This is a genomic window from Enterobacter cloacae complex sp. 418I7 (assembly GCF_050030705.1).
Lineage (GTDB): Bacteria > Pseudomonadota > Gammaproteobacteria > Enterobacterales > Enterobacteriaceae > Enterobacter > Enterobacter intestinihominis.
The window spans coordinates 3058314-3078478 of the sequence record NZ_JBLGUU010000001.1; the positions used below are offsets into that span (position 1 = coordinate 3058314).

Annotated in this window: 18 protein-coding genes; 13 read left to right on the forward strand and 5 right to left on the reverse strand. The window is 55.5% G+C overall.

Translation table 11 applies throughout. The features are described 5' to 3' along the window. The first annotated feature begins 45 nt into the window (after positions 1–45). Positions 46–225: a hypothetical protein gene (locus ACQG0S_RS14775; RefSeq protein WP_154817179.1), complete on the forward strand. Its 180-nt coding sequence runs from the start codon at positions 46–48 to the stop codon at positions 223–225. A 103-nt stretch (positions 226–328) separates the two neighbouring features. Continuing rightward, positions 329–1510, forward strand: coding sequence for a sugar efflux transporter SetB (gene setB / locus ACQG0S_RS14780; RefSeq protein ID WP_048966257.1), 1182 nt, complete (start codon positions 329–331; stop codon positions 1508–1510). Here setB and ACQG0S_RS14785 read toward each other — a convergent pair. After that, the gene (locus ACQG0S_RS14785) at positions 1507–1761 is read right to left on the reverse strand and encodes a YkgJ family cysteine cluster protein (RefSeq protein ID WP_048966258.1); all 255 of its coding nucleotides are present in this window, start codon (positions 1759–1761) and stop codon (positions 1507–1509) included. The genes setB and ACQG0S_RS14785 overlap by 4 nt on opposite strands. 164 nt (positions 1762–1925) lie before the next feature. On the opposite strand from ACQG0S_RS14785, the gene yeiP reads away from it, so the two are divergent. Further along, positions 1926–2498, forward strand: a complete 573-nt coding sequence (gene yeiP, locus ACQG0S_RS14790) for an elongation factor P-like protein YeiP (RefSeq protein WP_003859355.1) — start codon at positions 1926–1928, stop codon at positions 2496–2498. Between the two features lie 116 nt (positions 2499–2614). Here yeiP and uxuA read toward each other — a convergent pair whose 3' ends face one another. Then, positions 2615–3805 carry a mannonate dehydratase gene (gene uxuA / locus ACQG0S_RS14795; RefSeq protein ID WP_022648722.1) on the reverse strand — a complete coding sequence of 397 codons (1191 nt, stop codon included), beginning with the start codon at positions 3803–3805 and terminating at the stop codon, positions 2615–2617. A 205-nt stretch (positions 3806–4010) separates the two neighbouring features. Between uxuA and ACQG0S_RS14800 the strand changes: the two genes are divergently transcribed. The 9 genes from ACQG0S_RS14800 (at position 4011) to yejF (ending at position 15601) form a co-directional block, all read left to right on the forward strand. Further along, positions 4011–5477 (forward strand): mannitol dehydrogenase family protein, encoded by a 1467-nt coding sequence (locus ACQG0S_RS14800; protein ID WP_048966259.1) that lies wholly within the window; start codon positions 4011–4013, stop codon positions 5475–5477. Positions 5478–5600: 123 nt separating this feature from the next. Then, on the forward strand, positions 5601–6587 hold the full coding sequence (locus ACQG0S_RS14805; protein WP_048966260.1) for a CobW family GTP-binding protein: 987 nt from the start codon (positions 5601–5603) through the stop codon (positions 6585–6587). A gap of 33 nt (positions 6588–6620) precedes the next feature. Further along, positions 6621–7325, forward strand: coding sequence for a phosphatase PAP2 family protein (locus ACQG0S_RS14810; RefSeq protein ID WP_022648725.1), 705 nt, complete (start codon positions 6621–6623; stop codon positions 7323–7325). Positions 7326–7749: 424 nt separating this feature from the next. Then, positions 7750–8319 carry a bifunctional murein DD-endopeptidase/murein LD-carboxypeptidase gene (gene mepS / locus ACQG0S_RS14815; RefSeq protein ID WP_003859364.1) on the forward strand — a complete coding sequence of 190 codons (570 nt, stop codon included), beginning with the start codon at positions 7750–7752 and terminating at the stop codon, positions 8317–8319. A 127-nt stretch (positions 8320–8446) separates the two neighbouring features. Then, a complete protein-coding gene (locus ACQG0S_RS14820) occupies positions 8447–10000 on the forward strand; it encodes a cyclic di-GMP phosphodiesterase (RefSeq protein ID WP_048966261.1) in 1554 nt (517 codons plus the stop codon). Positions 10001–10075: 75 nt separating this feature from the next. Further along, positions 10076–11881 carry an extracellular solute-binding protein gene (locus ACQG0S_RS14825; RefSeq protein WP_048966262.1) on the forward strand — a complete coding sequence of 602 codons (1806 nt, stop codon included), beginning with the start codon at positions 10076–10078 and terminating at the stop codon, positions 11879–11881. 9 nt (positions 11882–11890) lie between these two features. Beyond that, positions 11891–12985 carry a microcin C ABC transporter permease YejB gene (locus tag ACQG0S_RS14830; protein ID WP_003859369.1) on the forward strand — a complete coding sequence of 365 codons (1095 nt, stop codon included), beginning with the start codon at positions 11891–11893 and terminating at the stop codon, positions 12983–12985. Further along, complete coding sequence (locus tag ACQG0S_RS14835; RefSeq protein WP_045308660.1) at positions 12985–14010, forward strand: microcin C ABC transporter permease; 1026 nt, start codon at positions 12985–12987, stop codon at positions 14008–14010. Before ACQG0S_RS14830 ends, ACQG0S_RS14835 begins: the two co-directional genes overlap by 1 nt. A 1-nt stretch (position 14011) precedes the next feature. Continuing rightward, on the forward strand, positions 14012–15601 hold the full coding sequence (yejF, locus tag ACQG0S_RS14840) for a microcin C ABC transporter ATP-binding protein YejF (RefSeq protein WP_048966263.1): 1590 nt from the start codon (positions 14012–14014) through the stop codon (positions 15599–15601). A 3-nt stretch (positions 15602–15604) separates the two neighbouring features. On the opposite strand, the gene ACQG0S_RS14845 is transcribed toward yejF, so the two are convergent. The 3 genes from ACQG0S_RS14845 to rsuA form a co-directional block, all read right to left on the reverse strand. After that, on the reverse strand, positions 15605–15949 hold the full coding sequence (locus ACQG0S_RS14845) for a YejG family protein (RefSeq protein ID WP_003859372.1): 345 nt from the start codon (positions 15947–15949) through the stop codon (positions 15605–15607). A gap of 276 nt (positions 15950–16225) precedes the next feature. Continuing rightward, positions 16226–17425: a Bcr/CflA family multidrug efflux MFS transporter gene (locus tag ACQG0S_RS14850; RefSeq protein WP_022648730.1), complete on the reverse strand. Its 1200-nt coding sequence runs from the start codon at positions 17423–17425 to the stop codon at positions 16226–16228. A gap of 15 nt (positions 17426–17440) precedes the next feature. Continuing rightward, positions 17441–18148, reverse strand: a complete 708-nt coding sequence (gene rsuA, locus ACQG0S_RS14855) for a 16S rRNA pseudouridine(516) synthase RsuA (RefSeq protein WP_022648731.1) — start codon at positions 18146–18148, stop codon at positions 17441–17443. Positions 18149–18299: 151 nt separating this feature from the next. On the opposite strand from rsuA, the gene ACQG0S_RS14860 reads away from it, so the two are divergent. Continuing rightward, positions 18300–20060 (forward strand): DEAD/DEAH box helicase, encoded by a 1761-nt coding sequence (locus ACQG0S_RS14860; protein WP_022648732.1) that lies wholly within the window; start codon positions 18300–18302, stop codon positions 20058–20060. Positions 20061–20165 lie beyond the last annotated feature (105 nt).

A 20165-nucleotide genomic window follows, 5' to 3' on the forward strand; every position in this document is an offset into this window, starting at 1 on the left:
TTCAGCTTAACTGAGAAAATATGCGCTAACCTGCTTCTACAGGACATGCAAGATAGCGCTGAAACGTTTCAAGAAGTCTTGTCTTTTCTACAAATGGTTGCAAGAAAAGTTACATTTCTTGTTGCAGAATTTAGAAGTGCAGCACATTTCTTCTTCAATAGGGAGGTTTTTGCTGATGTTCAGCAAACAGGTTCAGCACGCTTCAGCGAAACAGCGTTAAACTGAAATGCTATTTTGATTTATTGTGGCAATCTTGATTTTGCCCTCTGTTTATTTAATGACAGGCGGCGTAAACTCCGCCTCTCTCTGTTACTCGCAAAGACTGAACATGCATAACACCCCCGCTGCCGCCTCACCAAAGCCATTTGATTTGACGTCAACGGCGTTTTTGATTGTTGCTTTCCTCACCGGTATTGCCGGTGCGTTACAAACGCCTACGCTGAGCCTGTTTCTGACCAACGAAGTCCACGCCCGCCCGGCGATGGTTGGCTTCTTCTTCACCGGGAGCGCCATCATTGGCATCCTGGTCAGCCAGTTTCTGGCCGGGCGTTCCGACAGAAAAGGCGATCGCAAAAGCCTGATTGTTTTTTGCTGTCTGCTGGGCGTTTTCGCCTGCGTGTTGTTTGCCTGGAACCGCAACTATTTCATTCTGCTGTTTGTTGGGGTGTTCCTGAGCAGCTTCGGCTCGACCGCCAACCCGCAGATGTTCGCCCTTGCCCGCGAGCATGCCGACCGCACCGGGCGGGAAGCGGTGATGTTCAGCTCGATACTGCGCGCGCAGGTGTCGCTTGCGTGGGTGATTGGCCCCCCGCTCGCCTACGCGCTGGCAATGGGTTTTGGCTTTACGGTAATGTACCTCAGCGCGGCGGTAGCCTTCGTGGTGTGTGGCGCAATGGTATGGTTCTTCCTGCCTTCCATGCGTAAAGAGCCGAAAGTGGCGACCGGTACGCTGGAAGCACCGCGGCGTAACCGGCGCGACGCACTACTGTTATTCATTATCTGTACGCTGATGTGGGGAACGAACAGCCTCTATATCATTAATATGCCGTTGTTTATTATTGATGAGCTGCATCTGCCGGAGAAGCTGGCCGGGATCATGATGGGAACCGCCGCGGGGCTTGAGATCCCCACCATGCTGATTGCGGGCTATTACGCGAAGCGCTTCGGCAAGCGCTTTTTGATGCGCGTCGCCGCCGTTGCCGGGCTGCTGTTTTATGTCGGCATGCTGACGGTCCATACGCCAGCGCTGCTTCTTGCTTTACAGCTGCTGAACGCCATTTATATCGGCATTCTGGCCGGTATCGGCATGCTCTACTTCCAGGATCTGATGCCGGGTCAGGCAGGCGCTGCCACCACCCTTTATACTAATACCACCCGCGTGGGCTGGATTATTGCAGGCTCACTGGCGGGCGTTGTGGCTGAAATCTGGAACTATCATACGGTGTTCTGGATTGCGCTGGTGATGTGCGTCCTGACGCTGAGCTGCCTGACGCGGATTAAGGACGTTTAAGGCGCGGTGAGCGCTTCCAGCTCAAGCAGGTAAGTGATGGCCTGCTGGCGCGTACTGCCGCACATTTCGGCGTCAGGCTGGAGCCCGGAGCACACCTTCGGGCGTAAAGGCGAGCCAAAGATCATGCACAGGTTAGATTCAGAGAGCTGAACGCAGCGGGTATTGGCAGGCTTGCCTTGTGGCATGCCTGGAATGGGGCTTGAGATGGACGGTGCGGTACAGCACGCGCCACAGTCGGAACGACAATCCATACATGCTCTCTGTTGGTGGCAGATGCCCGCGCAGTCGGGCATTGCGCGCACAGTAACACCTTTTATGTATTGATAGCAAAACCCACGAATTCCGCTTGCCTGAAAGGCCGCGCGCGAGTAATTTGGCGCGATATTTTTTACCTCCCGTAAACAGGATTACTGCAATGCCAAGAGCGAACGAAATTAAGAAAGGTATGGTACTGAATTACAACGGCAAACTGCTGATTGTGAAAGATATCGACATTCAGGCACCCAGCGCCCGTGGCGCAGCAACGCTGTATAAAATGCGTTTCTCCGATGTCCGCACCGGCCTGAAAGTGGAAGAACGTTTTAAAGGCGACGATATCGTGGATACCGTGACCCTGACCCGTCGCTACGTTGATTTCTCCTACATTGACGGCAACGAATACGTGTTCATGGATAAAGAAGATTACACCCCGTATATCTTCACCAAAGATCAGATCGAAGAAGAGCTGCTGTTTATTCCTGAAGGTGGAATGCCGGACATGCAGGTGCTGACCTGGGATGGCGTGCTGCTGGCGCTGGAGCTGCCGCAGACCGTTGATCTGGAAATCGTTGAAACGGCACCGGGCATCAAAGGCGCGTCTGCAAGCGCGCGTAACAAACCGGCTACCCTGACTACCGGTCTGGTCGTACAGGTGCCAGAATACCTGTCAGCGGGCGAGAAAATCCGTATCCATATCGAAGAAAAACGCTATATGGGTCGCGCTGACTGATTGTGGCGTTTGCCGGGTGGCGGCTGCGCCTTACCCGGCCTACAAAAACACAAAAACCGGCCTCAGAGCCGGTTTTTCGTAGGCCCGGTAAGCGTAGCGCCACCGGGCAATCAGGCTTACAGAAGCTCTGGATACTTCGTCATTTTCAGCGCCAGCTCGATACCGCGCACTTCCGCCATCCCTTTCAGACGGCCAATCGCCGAATACCCTGGATTCGTTTTCTTGCGCAGATCGTCCAGCATCTGATGCCCGTGATCCGGACGGAACGGGATAGGACGTACATCCCCCGCCTGCTTACGACGTACTTCTTCAGAGAGAATGGCATCCACCACCGCAACCATGTTCACGTCGCCGCCAAGGTGGGCTGCTTCATGGAAGGTTTTTGGATTCTCTTCACGGCAGGTTGCACGCAGGTGAGTGAAATGAATGCGATCCCCAAAGGTTTCGATCATCCGCACCAGATCGTTATCCGCACGCACGCCGTAAGAGCCCGTACACATGGTAAAGCCGTTGTAGATGCTGTCCACCGTCTCTTTTAGCCACTGCATATCCTCAATGGTCGACACGATACGCGGCAGGCCAAGGATTGGACGCGGAGGATCGTCCGGATGAACCGCCAGCCGCACGCCCGCTTCTTCTGCCACCGGCACGATAGCGCGCAGGAAGTGCGCCATGTTTTCACGCAGCTGGTTTTTATCGATATCGCCATATTCCGCCAGGCGCGCGCGGAACTGATCGAGGGTATAGCCCTCTTCCGCCCCCGGCAGGCCCGCGATAATATTGCGAACCAGCTTCTCAATGTCCGCTTCACTGGCGGCATTGAACCACGCCAGCGCCTGCTGCTGCTCTTCGGCGGTGTAGTCTGCTTCCGCCCCCGGACGCTTCAGAATGTGCAGCTCGAAAGCCGCAAAAGCGATTTGATCGAAACGCAGCGCCTTCGAACCATCGGCCATTTCATATTCCAGGTCGGTACGCGTCCAGTCCAGAATTGGCATAAAGTTATAGCAGACGGTATCAATACCGCAGGCCGCCAGGTTACGAATGCTCTGCTGATAATTCGCAATCCAGGTTTCACACTCACCGGAGTGGGTTTTGATATCTTCGTGAACCGGAATACTTTCCACGACAGACCAGGTTAGACCCTTCTCTGCCAGCTGTGCCTGACGCTTTTGGATTTCCTCCACCGGCCACACCTGACCGTTCGGAATATGATGCAGCGCCGTGACCACACCCGTTGCGCCAGCTTGACGCACATCATCAAGAGAAACCGGATCGTTCGGCCCGTACCAACGCCAGGTTTGTTCCATTGCCCCACCCTCTCAAGTTGTTATACCAATATGGATTACCTCAATGACGACTACCATACATGTTTAATCGGAGTGGTCAACACAGCGCGCGACATTGATTGATCAAACTCACATAACCGGGATATTTACGGCTTACCAATTTAATTTGTTGTCATATAACTTTACACTGGCATTGTTAATTAATGGTTAATCAGGTGTGTACTACATGAAGACTATTGCCTCCACCGCGCTTCCTGCTCATGTCCAGCAGCCCCGCTACGATCGCGAGCAGTTACGCTCCCGCATCGTCCATTTCGGCTTTGGCGCGTTCCACCGGGCGCATCAGGCGTTGTTAACAAACCGGGTGCTGAACGCCAAAGGAGGCGACTGGGGTATTTGTGAGATTAGCCTCTTTAGCGGCGATGTTCTCATGCGCCAGCTCCGCGCGCAGGATCATCTGTTTACCGTGCTGGAGAAAGGTGCCGAAGGCAATCAGCCCATTATTATCGGTGCGGTAAAAGAGTGCCTGAACGCAAAACTCGACTCGCTGGCAGCCATTATTGAGAAGTTCTGCGAACCGCAGGTGGCCATTGTCTCCCTCACCATTACCGAAAAAGGCTACTGCATCGATCCGGCGACGGGGAAACTGGATATGCACAACAGCCGCATTCTGCACGATCTTGAGCATCCGTCTGAGCCGCATTCCGCGCCGGGTATTCTGGTCGAAGCGCTTCATCGCCGCCGCGAGCGCGGCCTGCCGGCGTTTACCGTGCTCTCCTGCGACAACATTCCCGATAACGGCCACGTGGTGAAAAATGCCGTTCTCGGCATGGCCGGAAAGCGATCCGCAGAGCTGGCCGGATGGATCGAGGCGCACGTGAGCTTCCCTGGCACCATGGTCGACCGAATCGTGCCCGCCGCCACTGACGCCTCACTCGCGGAAATCACCCAGGAACTTGGCGTTGAAGATCCCTGCGCCATCAGCTGTGAACCGTTCATTCAGTGGGTAGTGGAAGATAACTTTGTCGCCGGGCGTCCGGAATGGGAGGTTGCAGGCGTACAGATGGTTGAGGATGTCCTGCCCTGGGAGCAGATGAAGCTGCGGATGCTGAACGGCAGCCACTCCTTCCTGGCGTATCTGGGCTACCTTGCCGGCTACGCGCACATAAATGAATGTATGCAGGACGACAGCTTCCGCGAGGCTGCCCGCAGGCTGATGCTGAATGAGCAGGCCCCTACGCTGCGCATCACCAACGTCGATCTGACAGCCTATGCTGACAGCCTGCTTGACCGCTTCGCCAACCCGGCGCTACAGCACCGCACCTGGCAAATCGCTATGGACGGCAGTCAGAAGCTGCCTCAGCGCATGCTGGATGGGATCCGCATGCATCTTGAGCGTAACACCGCCTGGCCATTACTGGCGCTGGGCGTCGCAGGCTGGATGCGCTACGTCAGCGGGACGGACGACCAGGGCAACGCCATTGACGTGCGCGATCCGCTGAGCGACAAGTTTCAGGCCATTGTCGCTACCAGCAGTGACGCAGAACGCGTTAGCGCCCTGCTGACGCTAAAAGAAATCTTTGGCGACGACCTGCCGCAAAACCCTGTCTTTGTCGAGGTAATCACCGGCGCGTACCAGCGCCTCGTCCGGCTCGGCGCGCGTCAGGCCGTTATCGAAACGTTAAAAATTTAGCGATTATTGCGTTTAAGGCGAACGGTTTTACGCTCCGTTCGCCCTCCCTCTTCTCAATGCCCGATTTTTTCGTCAGGATGATAGATAGTTGTTACTACATCACAATTATTTATCGGAGCGCACGTGACCAAAACCAACCTGATCACCGGTTTTCTCGGCAGCGGTAAAACTACGTCCATTCTGCATTTGCTGGCCAATAAAGATCCGGCGGAAAAGTGGGCCGTGCTGGTCAACGAATTTGGCGAAGTGGGGATCGACGGCGCGTTGCTCGCCGACAGCGGCGCGATGGTGAAAGAGATCCCGGGCGGGTGTATGTGCTGCGTGAATGGTCTGCCGATGCAGGTCGGGCTGAATACGCTGCTGCGTCAGGGCAAGCCTGACCGTCTGCTGATTGAACCCACTGGGCTGGGTCATCCGAAGCAAATTCTTGATTTACTGACCGCCCCGGTCTACGAGCCGTGGCTTGAGCTGCGTGCGACGCTTTGCCTGCTCGACCCCCGCCAGCTGCTGGATGAAAAAGCGATCAATAACGACAATTTCCGCGACCAGCTCGCCTCGGCAGACATCATCGTGGCGAATAAATCCGATCGCGCGACGCCTGAAAGTCAGGCCACGTTCAATGCCTGGTGGCAGCAGGCTGGCGGTGGACGTCAGTATGTGCAGACCACCCAGGGCAACATTGATGGCGCCCTGCTCGATCTTCCCCGCCTCAACCAGACGCAACTGCCTGCCAGCGCAGAGCATTCGCATAGCCACGGCGCGAAGCAAGGTCTGGCTGCGCTGAGCCTGCCGGAACATCAGCGCTGGCGTCGAAATCTGAACAGCGGCCAGGGACACCAGGCCTGCGGCTGGATCTTCGATGCCGATACGGTTTTCGACACCATTGGTATACTGGAATGGGCGAGACTGGCGCCGGTTGAGCGGGTAAAAGGGATCATGCGCACCCCGGATGGTCTGGTGCGCATTAATCGTCAGGGCGAGGATTTCTTTATAGAAACCCAGAACGTCGCGCCACCCGACAGCCGGATAGAGCTAATTAGTGCGGTTAATACCGACTGGAATGCCCTCCAGTCAAGCCTGTTGAAGCTTCGTTTAAGTTTGGGCGGCTAACGTTGCCCCTGATTTCACACATTGCTGAAGACTATGACGACTCGACTTCCTGCTATTTTATTGCTCAACGCTGCCGGTCTGGCGATCTTTTTCTCCTGGTATATCCCGGCGGATCACGGATTCTGGTTCCCGCTGGATTCCGGGCTGTTCCACTTCTTTAACCAGGCGCTGGCGAAGAGTGAAGCCTTCCTGTGGCTGGTGGCGATCACCAACAACCGCGCGTTTGACGGCTGTTCGCTGCTGGCAATGGGCTGTCTGATGCTCTCCTTCTGGCTGAAGGAAGACAAAACGGGTCGTCGCCGTATTCTGATTATCGGCCTGGTCATGCTGCTGGCAGCCGTGATTATCAACCAGCTGGCGCAGCATCTGATGCCGGTTAAACGCGCCAGTCCGTCGCTCTCTTTCCCGAATATTAACCGCGTCAGCGAGCTGCTTCATATTCCAACCAAAGACGCCTCGAAGGACAGCTTCCCGGGCGACCACGGTATGATGCTGCTGATTTTTGCTGGCTTCATGCTGCGCTATTTCGGTAAAAAAGCCTTCGCCATCGCCCTGGTTATTGTGGTGGTATTTGCATTCCCGCGGGTGATGATTGGCGCTCACTGGCTGACAGATATCGCCGTAGGCTCCCTCACGGCGGTGTTAATTGGTTTACCCTGGGTGCTGATGACTCCCCTGAGCGATCGCGTAATAAGTATTTTTGATCGCTATCTTCCCGGCAAATTTAAACAAGTCTGAAACAAATAAATAACGCTAATTAACACCATTCATCAGGGATCGTTTTCGATCCCTGAGTCACTTCTTTCCGGCATCATTCAGCGCTGTCATCATTCCGTCATACAATTCGTGATAAAAATGAAGCAATTGCAGGGATTACCGGTATGAATGGCGGCATTTTGAGCAATTCCGCGCTGTAACGTTGTGTATCACATTTTCTTATAAAAAAACGGTCTTTTTTGCTCGCAATGCCCTTTGCAATCGGTTAACCTCGAACTCGTTTTGCCCCATTGAGATAATTATTATCGTGGTGAATAATTTTGTGCGTTGTGCCACAGATTTCACCATAAAGAATTGTCTCATTGTGAACAGATAATTAGTCTCGTCACGGTTGGCATTTTTATAACGATATTTTCGTTAAGGACTTCAAGGGAAAACAAACAAAATGGTCAAATCTCAACCAATTTTGAGATATATCTTGCGGGGGATCCCGGCGATTGCAGTGGCGGTTCTGCTTTCGGCATGTAGTACGACGAACACCGCGAAGAATATGCATCCTGAGACGCGTGTTGTGGGAATGGAAGATTCCTCTTCACTGCAAGCCTCTCAGGATGAATTTGAAAATATGGTACGTAATCTCGACGTTAAGTCGCGTATTATGGATCAGTATGCTGACTGGAAAGGCGTGCGTTACCGCCTGGGCGGCAGCACCAAGAAAGGCATCGATTGCTCCGCATTCGTACAGCGTACTTTCCGTGAGCAGTTTGGGTTAGATCTTCCGCGTTCTACTTATGAACAGCAGGAAATGGGCAAGTCCATTTCGCGCACTAAACTGCGTACGGGCGATTTAGTCCTGTTCAGAGCAGGTTCAACCGGTCGACACGTTGGCATCTATATCGGTAACGATCAGTTTGTCCATGCTTCCACCAGCAGTGGTGTGACGATTTCCAGCATGAACGAACCTTACTGGAAGAAGCGCTACAACGAAGCTCGCCGCGTTCTGAGCCGTAGTTAATATTGCTGTCGTATCGTTGGTTATCCCTTGGCTGGCGATACGATTAAAAAAGCACTGCTCCGGCAGTGTTTTTTTTTGCCCGTTACACTGATAGACATCCAGCGTCATTTCAGGAATCACGACATCTATGTTTACCCGCTACTTCTCCAGCAACCGCAAGATACTGTTTCTCAGTATTCTGACGGGGTTGTTTACCGCCCTGCTTCTGAGTGCGTTACAGTTTTACTGGAGTTATCACAAGCGAGAAATCAGGTACGATACCCTCATTACGGATTTAAGCGTCTACATGGAGAGCTTTTTCGACGAGCTTAAAACCTCTATTGATACGCTCCAGCCGCTCACGCTGAACAGCTGTGAAGAGGTCAGTGCGGCGCTCACCTCACGCGCGGCCTTCAGTATTAACGTGCGCGCCTTTTTGCTGGTCCGGGATAAACAGGCCTTCTGCTCTTCGGCAACAGGTCCGATGAATACCCCAATGGAAACGCTTATCCCTCAGCTACACATCAGCAAACCTGTTGATATCGCGCTCCTGCCGGGCACGCCCATGCTGCCGGATAAACCCGCGATCGCTATCTGGTATCGCAATCCGCTGGTAAAAGACGGCGGCGTATTTACCTCCGTGAACATCAACCTGACGCCTTACCTTCTTTATACGTCACGTCAGGATGAATTTTCCGGAATATCGATCGTCATTGGCGACTCCGCGTTATCCACCCAGTCCGGAATGCTGGTTCAGGCGCGGGATTTGCCTGAGGTCCCTGCCCGCACCGCCACGCTGAAAAATATTCCTCTGACCGTTAACGTCTATGCGCAAGCCTGGAAGACCGATGAACTGCTCTACGCCGTGTTCTTCGGCCTGGTCTGCGGTATTGCGGCAGGTCTGCTGAATTTCTATATTCTCACTATCCGTCTGAATCCCGGGAAAGAGATCCTTACGGCCATCAAGCACGACCAGTTCTACGTGGTCTATCAGCCCGTCGTGGATGCGCAGTCGCTCAGAATGACCGGGCTGGAAGTCCTGATGCGCTGGAAGCATCCGGTGATGGGCGAAATTCCACCGGATGCCTTTATTAATTTTGCTGAAGCGCAGAAGCTGATTGTCCCGCTGACGCTGCATCTTTTTGACCTGATTATCCGCGATGCCCCTGTACTGCAAACGGTGCTCCCGCCTGGGGCCAAGTTTGGGATCAACATCGCGCCCGGTCATCTGCATGCGGAAAGCTTTAAGGAGGATATGCGCGCGTTTGCCGCTGCCCTTCCGCCCGATCACTTCCAGATTGTGCTGGAAATAACCGAGCGCGACATGATCAACCACCGCGAGGCAAATCAGCTGTTTGAATGGCTGCACAGTGAAGGTTTTGAAATCGCCATCGATGATTTTGGCACCGGCCACAGCGCGCTGATCTATCTGGAACGCTTCACGATGGATTACCTGAAAATTGACCGTGGCTTCGTGAATGCCATCGGGACTGAAACCGTTACCTCGCCAGTGCTGGACGCGGTGCTGACGCTGGCAGAACGCCTGAATATGTTAACCGTCGCCGAGGGTGTTGAAACGCCCGAGCAGGCGGCGTGGCTGCGCGAGCATGGCGTGAACTATCTTCAGGGCTACTGGATCGGCCGACCTATGCCGCTGGAGCAGTTCAGGACGTGGCAACCCGACATCACGCTCGGGGAATAATTTCACAATCACGGCGCTGTCCCTTATTATTCTCCTCAACCGAGCCTGCCTGTGAACAAAGGGATCCGCCGCACTATGATTATGCGCGTTGTATTGATGCTGTTGGCGCTGGTGAGCCTGTCGGGCCAGGCGCAGGCCATCAAAGAGAGCACGGCCTTTGCCGTCATTGGCGAGCCGAAGTATGCGGTCAACTTTACTCACTACGATTATGTGAACCCCGCCGCCCCGAAAGGCGGGAACGTGACGCTTTCCGCGACCGGAACGTTTGACAACTTTAACCGCTTCGCCCTGCGCGGCGTGGCGGCAGCGCGTACCGAATCCCTCTATGACACGCTGTTCGTCACCTCCGACGACGAGCCCGGCAGCTATTATCCCCTGGTCGCTGAGAACGTGCGTTACGCCGATGATTTTAGCTGGGCAGAAATCGCGATTAATCCGCGGGCGCGTTTTCACGACGGTACGCCGGTTAGCGCCCGCGATGTGGCGTTCACCTTTCATAAATTTATGACCGAAGGCGTGCCGCAGTTTCGTCTGGTGTACAAGGGCACCACGGTGAAAGCCATCGCCCCGCTGACCGTGCGAATCGAACTCCCAGAGCCAAACAAAGAGAATATGCTGAGCCTGTTCTCCCTGCCCGTCATGCCCGAATCATTCTGGAAAAACCATAAGCTGAGCGATCCCCTCTCTTCCCCGCCGCTGGCCGGAGGACCGTATCGCATTACCGACTGGCGAATGGGCCAGTACGTGATCTATTCCCGCGTGAAAGATTACTGGGCAGCCACGCTGCCGGTAAACCGGGGCCGCTGGAACTTCGATACAATCCGCTACGACTACTACCTGGATGATAACGTGGCCTTCGAGGCGTTTAAGGCAGGCGCATTTGATTTACGTGTCGAGAACAGCGCCAAAAACTGGGCGACCCGGTATATCGGAAAAAATTTCGCGAAAGGCTATATCGTTAAAGACGAACATAAAAACGAATCCGCGCAGGACACGCGCTGGCTGGCGTTTAATATTCAGCGCCCGGTTTTTTCCGATCGTCGGGTGCGTGAAGCTATTACCCTGGCGTTTGATTTCGAATGGATGAACAAAGCGCTGTTTTACGGAGCCTACAGCCGGGCGAACAGCTATTTCCAGAATACTGAATATGCCGCCCGTGATTATCCCCACGCGGACGAGCTGGTTTTGCTGGCGCCAATGAAAGCGGAGCTCCCGCCGGAAGTGTTCACCCGCCTATTTGAACCGCCAAAATCCGACGGAAACGGGTTCGACCGGGACAACCTGCTGAAAGCCAGCAAACTGCTGGATGACGCTGGCTGGGTGCTGAAAAATCGGCTACGAGTAAATGTTAAAACAGGTAAACCGCTCAGCTTCGAACTGCTGATTGCCTCCGGCGCAAACGATCAGTGGGTGCTGCCGTTTAAGAAGAACCTTGCCCGTCTTGGGGTGACCATGAATATCCGCCAGGTCGATATTGCCCAGCTGACCAACCGCAAGCGCAGTCGCGATTACGACATGATGCAAACCCTGTGGGCTGCCCAGCCGTGGCCGAGTTCAGACCTGCAAATCTCCTGGGCATCGGGGTATATCGACTCCTCCTACAACGCTCCGGGGGTAAAGAGTCCGGTGATTGATGCGCTGATCGCGAAAATCGTTGCCGCTCAGGGCGATAAAGAGAAACTTCTGCCGCTCGGGCGCGCGCTTGACCGGGTGTTAACCTGGAACTATTACATGCTGCCGATGTGGTACATGGGTGAAGATCGCGTGGCCCGCTGGGACAAATTCTCCCTGCCCGCCGTTCGCCCGGTTTATACGCTTGGTTTTGATACGTGGTGGTATGACGTGAATAAAGCCGCAAAACTGCCCGCAGCGCGGCGTTGAGGAGTGACGATGGGCGCTTATCTTATCCGCAGGCTGCTGCTGGTTATCCCGACGCTATGGGCCATCATTACCATTAACTTTTTTATCGTGCAGATTGCCCCCGGCGGCCCGGTGGACCAGGCGATTGCGGCCATAGAATTTGGTCACGCTGGCGGCATGCCGGGCGGCGGCGGTGAAGGAATGGGGGCCAGCCATGCCCGGACGGGCGTGGGCAATATCAGCGAAAGCCACTACCGGGGCGGTCGGGGACTGGATCCGGAGGTGATCGCCGAGATCACCCATCGCTATGGTTTTGACAAGCCGCTGCACGAGCGTTATTTCAGGATGCTCTGGGATTATGTCCGTTTCGATTTTGGCGACAGCCTGTTTCGCAGCGCCTCGGTGCTAACCCTGATCAAGCAAAGCCTTCCGGTTTCCATCACGCTCGGACTGTGGGGGACGCTGATTATTTATCTGGTCTCCATTCCGCTGGGGATCCGCAAAGCGGTCTACAACGGTAGCCGTTTTGATATCTGGAGCAGCACGTTCATTATCATCGGCTACGCTATCCCGGCGTTTCTGTTTGCCGTGCTGCTGATTGTCTTTTTCGCTGGCGGCAGTTATTTCGACCTCTTCCCGCTGCGCGGGCTGGTCTCTGCGGATTTCAGCACGTTGCCGTGGTATCAGAAAATCACCGATTACTTCTGGCACATCACGCTTCCGGTGCTGGCGACGGTTATCGGCGGTTTTGCGGCGCTTACTATGCTGACCAAAAACGCCTTTCTTGATGAGATCCGCAAACAGTACGTCGTCACCGCGCGCGCCAAAGGCGTCGGTGAAAAGCAGATTATGTGGAAGCACGTTTTTCGTAACGCCATGCTGCTGGTGATTGCCGGTTTTCCCGCCACGTTCATCAGTATGTTTTTTACCGGCTCTCTGCTGATAGAAGTGATGTTCTCTCTCAACGGTTTAGGGCTGCTCGGCTATGAGGCCACCGTCTCCCGTGATTACCCGGTGATGTTTGGCACACTGTACATTTTCACCCTGATCGGCCTGCTGCTGAATATCATCAGCGATATCAGCTATACGCTGGTCGATCCCCGTATCGATTTTGAGGGCCGCTGATGTTGCGTTTAAGCCCCGTCAATCAGGCCCGCTGGGCGCGCTTTCGCCACAACCGTCGCGGCTACTGGTCGCTGTGGATCTTCGCCGTCCTGTTCGCCTTAAGTCTGTGTTCCGAACTGATTGCCAACGATAAACCCCTGCTGGTGCATTTCAAAGATCGCTGGTACGTGCCGGTGCTTACTACCTATAGCGAAAGCGATTTTGGCGGTCCGTTTGCGACGCCAGCCGAGTATCAGGATCCCTGGTTACGTGAACAGATCGCGCAGCACGGCTGGGCGCTTTGGGCACCGATTCGCTTTGGCGCGAACAGTATTAACTACGCCACGTCCACCCCCTTCCCTTCCCCGCCTTCCTCGCAGAACTGGCTGGGAACGGACGCCAACGGCGGCGATGTGCTGGCGCGCATCCTCTATGGCACCCGCATCTCGCTCCTGTTTGGGCTGCTTCTGACGCTCTTTAGCAGCGTGATGGGCGTCGTGGCGGGCGCCGTGCAGGGCTATTACGGTGGAAAAATCGATTTGTGGGGGCAGCGCGTAATTGAAGTCTGGTCCGGTATGCCGACGCTGTTTCTGATTATCCTGCTGTCTAGCGTAGTACAGCCTGGCTTCTGGTGGCTGTTAGGCATCACCGTCCTGTTCGGCTGGATGGCACTGGTCGGCGTGGTGCGCGCGGAGTTTCTGCGCACGCGAAATTACGATTATATTCGCGCCGCGCAAGCGTTAGGCGTGAGCGATCGCGCAATCATCTTCCGTCACATGCTTCCCAATGCAGTGGTGGCGACCCTCACCTTCCTGCCGTTTATTTTGTGTAGCTCCATTACCACCCTGACGTCGCTTGATTTTCTTGGTTTCGGTTTGCCGCTGGGCTCACCGTCCCTTGGCGAACTGCTGTTGCAGGGCAAAAACAACCTCCAGGCCCCCTGGCTGGGCATCGCCGCATTCCTCTCCGTGGCTGTGCTGCTTTCCCTGCTGATTTTTATTGGCGAAGCCGTGCGCGATGCCTTCGATCCCAACAAGGCGGTATGACATGACCCGGCCTCTTCTGAGCATAGAAAATCTGTCGATTGCGTTTTCAAAGCAGGGCGAATCTCGCCCGGTGGTGACGGATTTATCGTTGCAGATCCAGCGCGGAGAGACGCTGGCGCTGGTCGGGGAATCCGGCTCCGGTAAGAGCGTTTCGGCACTGTCGGTGCTGCGCCTGCTCCCTTCCCCGCCGGTCAGCTATCCGCACGGGGATATTCTGTTCCATGGACAATCCCTGCTGAACGCTGATGAGCAAACCCTGCGCGGCATTCGTGGCAATAAGATTGCCATGATTTTTCAGGAGCCGATGGTGTCGCTCAATCCATTGCATACGCTGGAAAAACAGCTCTATGAAGTGCTGTCACTTCATCGGGGAATGCGTAAAGAGGCAGCGCGGGGGGAAATTCTGGACTGCCTTGAACGCACCGGCATTCGTAATGCGGCGAAACGGCTGAACGATTTCCCGCATCAGCTTTCCGGCGGCGAGCGCCAGCGCGTGATGATCGCGATGGCGCTGCTGACGCGCCCCGAACTGTTGATTGCGGATGAACCCACCACCGCGCTGGACGTCACGGTGCAGGCGCAAATTCTGCAACTGCTGCGTGAACTGCGCGACGAGCTGAACATGAGCCTGCTGTTTATTACGCATAACCTGGGCATCGTGAAAAAGCTCGCTGACGCGGTGGCCGTGATGCAAAACGGCAGCTGCGTCGAACAGAACAGGGCAACTGCCCTGCTGAGCGCGCCTCAGCACCCGTATACACAGCGCCTGCTCGATAGCGAACCCTCTGGCGACCCGGTTCCGCTTAACGCTGACAGCGCACCGTTGCTGAAGGTTGAGGACCTGTCGGTGTCATTCCCGATCCGCAAAGGCATTTTGCGTCGCGTGGTCGATCACAATCATGTTCTGAAAAACATGAGCTTCTCTCTGCGTCCGGGCGAGTCGCTTGGGCTTGTGGGCGAATCCGGTTCGGGCAAAAGCACCACCGGCCTGGCGCTGCTGCGCCTGATCGCCTCGCAGGGAAGCATTCTCTTTGACGGCATGCCGCTGCAAAACCTGAGCCGCCGCCAAATGCTGCCCGTCCGCCCGCGGATGCAGGTGGTCTTTCAGGATCCGAACTCTTCGCTGAACCCGCGGCTGAGCGTATTGCAGATTATTGAAGAGGGCCTGCGCGTTCATCAGCCCGCGCTGACGGCACAACAGCGTGAAATCGACGTGAAGCGGGTGATGGCGGAAGTGGGTTTAGATCCCGATACCCGGCACCGGTATCCGGCTGAGTTTTCCGGCGGACAGCGCCAGCGTATAGCGATTGCCCGCGCGTTGATCATGAAACCGGTGCTGATCGTGCTGGACGAGCCTACCTCTTCACTGGACCGCACCGTGCAGGCGCAAATTCTGGCGCTGCTGAAGGGGCTACAGGAAAAGCATCGGCTGGCCTATATCTTTATCAGCCACGATTTACAGGTGGTGCGTGCGCTTTGCCATCAGGTGGTGGTATTGCGGCAGGGAGAAGTCGTTGAGCAGGGAGAGTGCCAGCGCGTATTCACTGCGCCTGCGCAGGATTACACGCGCCAGCTATTGTCCGCTGACTAGCACTCAGAAAGGATATTGACCGGAGAACGGTTCGGCAATCGCCACGCCGAAGTTTTTCAGACGGCAGGTCGCAGCAAATTCATCCTGGCTGTTAACAAACAGGCACGGCTCACCTTCGCATTCCAGCACGGAGCTGTCTACTTCGATGTCCGTCAGCGCCTGGCTGAGACGTTCCATAACCGGCCACGCATTTTCATCGCTCGGGCTAAGCAGCTTGAGCGCTACCAGACAATTATCCTCCCCGGCAACGCTTTGCGGAATCGGTTCAACTTTCGAACCTGCAAAACCCGTCGACCAGCGATAGCTCTGGGGCAAGCGATGGACAATGGAGAGTTGTAATGTATTCACGTTCAGATCCCCGGAAGCAAATTTACTTCACAATTTATTTACATTTATAGTAACACATCATCGCCAACCTGCACTGTTTAGCGGATTTTATAGGCGTTGCAGGCTCGCGTCGGCGCTATATGTACCCGTTTCTGCGATCTAACTCAACCTTTTTAAATACAATGATGTGACTTTTTACATAAATAGATTTTACATAAAAGAAACAAACACCGGGTAAACGAACCGAGGGTTGGTTGATATGGGTCAACAAAAAGGCCCGTTTCGGGCCTTAAGTGCTCATTTATGCGCCGTCTTACGGGGCCGGCTGGCGTAAAGATAGAAGAGGATGGAGCAGGTCGCGCAGAGGGCAATCGCCCACAGCATCGGCCAGGCAGTATTAAACGTCGCCATTGAGAGCAGCGCCCCGACAATCGCGCCAATCCCGAAACGGAACGTCCCTGCCAGCGACGAGGCGGTGCCCGCCATATGCGGGAATTCGTCGAGGATCACCGCCATCGCGTTGGATGAGACCATCGAGACGCAGCCAACAAACGCCGCCACGCCCACCACCAGCGCCCAAAAACCGACGCCCAACAATGCGCTCAATACCAGCCAGATAGCCATCACGAACTGGATCCACAGCCCGGCGCGGAACATATTCAGCGCCCCGACCCGCCGGACAAAGCGGCTGTTGATAATGGTCATCACAAACAGGAACACGATATTCAGCGCGAAGTAGTAACCAAAGTGCTGGGGTGACACATGGTTCAGTTCGATGTACACAAACGGCCCCGCGCTCAGGAACGAAAACATCCCGGCAAAGCTAAAGCCGCTGGCCAGCATATAGCTCAGCACGCGCTTATGGCGAAACAGCGAGGCAAAGTTGCCAAGCGTGGTGCGGACGTGAAACTTCTGACGGCGCTCGACCGGCAGCGTTTCATCGATAAAGACGAAGATCATCACCGAGGCCAGCAGCGCGGCAATCGCCAGGATCCAGAAAATCGCATGCCAGCTGAACCACACCAGCACCGCCCCGCCCACCATGGGGGCGACCAGCGGCGCAATTGTTGTGACCAGCATGACGAACGACATCATGCGTGAGAACTCTTCCTTCGGGTAGATGTCGCGCATCAGCGCGTTAATCACCACGCTTGCCGCAGCCGCAGCCAGGCCATGGAAGAAACGCATCACGATCAGCTGATCGATACTCTGCGCCAGCGCGCAGGCCACCGCCGCCGCGGCAAATATCAACGTCCCGCCCAGAATTACGGGTTTGCGCCCCAGGCTGTCTGCCATTGGGCCATAAAAGAGCTGGCCGAGCGCAAAACCAAGAATGTAGGTGCTGAGCGTCATCTGTGCGCTGCCTGCCGGTACGCCAAACTGCGCGGAAATCACCGGCAGCGCGGGCAGATACATATCGATAGACAGCGGCATCAGCATGGCCAACAGGCCAAGGATAAATACGATTTTAAACGACGAGTGTGGCCTGGTGGTCACAGGGTTCTCCTGAATTTAGCGTGAAAGCAGCCCGACGCTGGCAATCTCTTCTTCCGTCAGCGGACGATATTCCCCTGGCGCCAGGTCTGGATCGAGTTCAATCGCGCCGATACGTTCACGATGCAGCCCCACAACGTGGTTGCCCACGGCGGCAAACATCCGTTTCACCTGGTGGTAGCGGCCTTCACTGATGGTCAGACGGACGTCCGTTGGGGTAATGACTTCCAGCACCGCCGGTTTGGTCAGATCTTTTTCATTATGCAGCTGAACGCCTTTCGCGAATTGCTCTGCCGTGTCATCCGAGACCGGCGACTCAAGTGTCACCCGATAGGTTTTCTCACAGTGATGGCGCGGGGAGGTGATGCGGTGCGACCACTGACCGTCATCGGTCATCAGCACCAGGCCGGTGGTATCGATATCCAGACGCCCTGCCGCATGCAGCTTGTGCGCCACAGGTTCGTCGAGGAAGTAGAGCACCGTCGGGTGATCCGGATCGTCCGTTGAACAGACGTAACCTTCCGGTTTGTTGAGCATGAAGTAGCGCGGGCCATTCTGCTGGGTCAGCGGGTTGCCGTCATACTCCACCTGGTGGTCAGGCTGGAGTTTAAAAGCGCTGTCTTTCACAATGTCGCCGTCCACGGTTACGCGGCTGGCGCGAATTTCACGCCCGGCAATAGCGCGGCTTACGCCGAGTTGCTGAGCGATAAACTTATCAAGTCGCATGAAATCTTTTTAGCCTTAATGGTGCTGGAAGTCGGACTACGCGTCCGAAAAAGAAGCAGTCAGAAACAGTTCAGTATAATGGTCTGGTTGCGCCACTCAAGGGAAAAAGTTTCGTGGCATACTATATGCGAGTTAACTGAATAGAGAAGCCATGACGTTCACACTACGCCCCTATCAGCAAGAAGCCGTTGATGCCACCCTCGCCTGGTTTCGCAAGCACCGGGAACCCGCCGCCATCGTGCTCCCGACCGGAGCCGGTAAAAGCCTGGTGATTGCCGAACTGGCGCGCCTGGCTCGCGGGCGCGTGCTGGTGCTGGCGCACGTAAAAGAGCTGGTGGCGCAAAACCACGCCAAATATTGCGCGCTCGGCCTGGAGGCCGATATTTTTGCCGCCGGGCTGAAGCGCAAAGAGAGCCACGGGAAAGTGGTGTTTGGCAGCGTACAGTCCGTTGCGCGCAACCTGGACCTGTTTCGCAGCGAGTTTTCCCTGCTGATTGTCGATGAGTGTCACCGCATCAGCGATGACGACGACAGCCAGTATCAGCAAATCCTCACTCATCTGAGAGAGGTGAACCCTCACTTACGCCTGCTTGGCCTGACCGCCACGCCATTTCGTCTGGGCAAGGGCTGGATTTATCAGTTTCATTATCACGGCATGGTGCGTGGCGATGAAAAGGCCCTGTTCCGCGACTGTATCTATGAGCTTCCGCTGCGCTACATGATCAAGCATGGCTATCTGACGCCACCGGAGCGGCTGGATATGCCGGTCGTGCAGTACGATTTCAGCCGCTTACAGGCGCAGAGCAACGGGCTGTTCAGCGAGGCGGATCTTAACCATGAGCTGAAAAAACAGAAGCGGATCACGCCGCATATCATCAGCCAGATTGAAGAGTTTGCGCAAACGCGCAAAGGGGTGATGATTTTTGCTGCTACCGTCGAACACGCGCGTGAAATCACGGGGCTTCTGCCCACCAACGACGCGGCGTTAATTACCGGTGAAACCCCCGGGCCGGAGCGCGACAGCCTGATTGAGGCTTTCAAAGCCCAGCAGTTCCGCTACCTGGTGAATGTCTCCGTATTAACCACCGGGTTTGACGCACCGCACGTTGACCTGATTGCGATTCTTCGCCCGACCGAATCCGTCAGCCTGTACCAGCAGATTGTCGGCCGTGGCCTGCGCCTGGCACCGGGCAAAACCGACTGTCTGATCCTCGATTATGCCGGTAATCCGCACGATCTCTACTCCCCGGAAGTGGGCACGCCAAAAGGCAAGAGCGACAACGTGCCGGTACAGGTGTTTTGTCCGGCCTGCGGGTTTGCCAACACTTTCTGGGGCAAAACTACCGCCGACGGCACGCTGATCGAACATTTTGGCCGCCGCTGTCAGGGCTGGTTTGAAGACGATGAAGGCCATCGCGAACAGTGTGATTTCCGCTTCCGCTTCAAAAACTGCCCGCAGTGCAACGCCGAGAACGATATCGCTGCCCGCCGCTGTCGGGAGTGTGACACGGTGTTGGTCGACCCGGATGACATGCTGAAAGCGGCGCTGAAACTGAAAGATGCGCTGGTGCTGCGCTGTTCCGGCATGGTCTTACAGCCCGGTGCGGATGAAAAAGGCGAGTGGCTAAAGATTACCTATTACGACGAGGACGGCGCAGACGTCAGCGAGCGGTTCAGGGTCCAGACGCCCGCCCAGCGCACCGCGTTCGAACAGCTCTTTATCCGCCCGCATACCCGCACGCCCGGCGTGCCGCTGCGCTGGATAACCGTTGCCGATATCGTGCGCCAGCAGGCGCTGCTGCGCCATCCTGATTTTGTTGTCGCCCGTAAAAAAGGGCAGTTCTGGCAGGTGCGTGAGAAGGTCTTTGACTATGAAGGACGCTTTCGCCGGGCAAACGAATTGCGCGGTTAACGGGACTTTTCGTTGATGCGCGAGCCATTTGAGTATAAAATGCCGCCCGCTTCACATCCGTGAGGCAGAACACTCACCTGCTGCTGGGTCGCCTGTAGCAGGGTT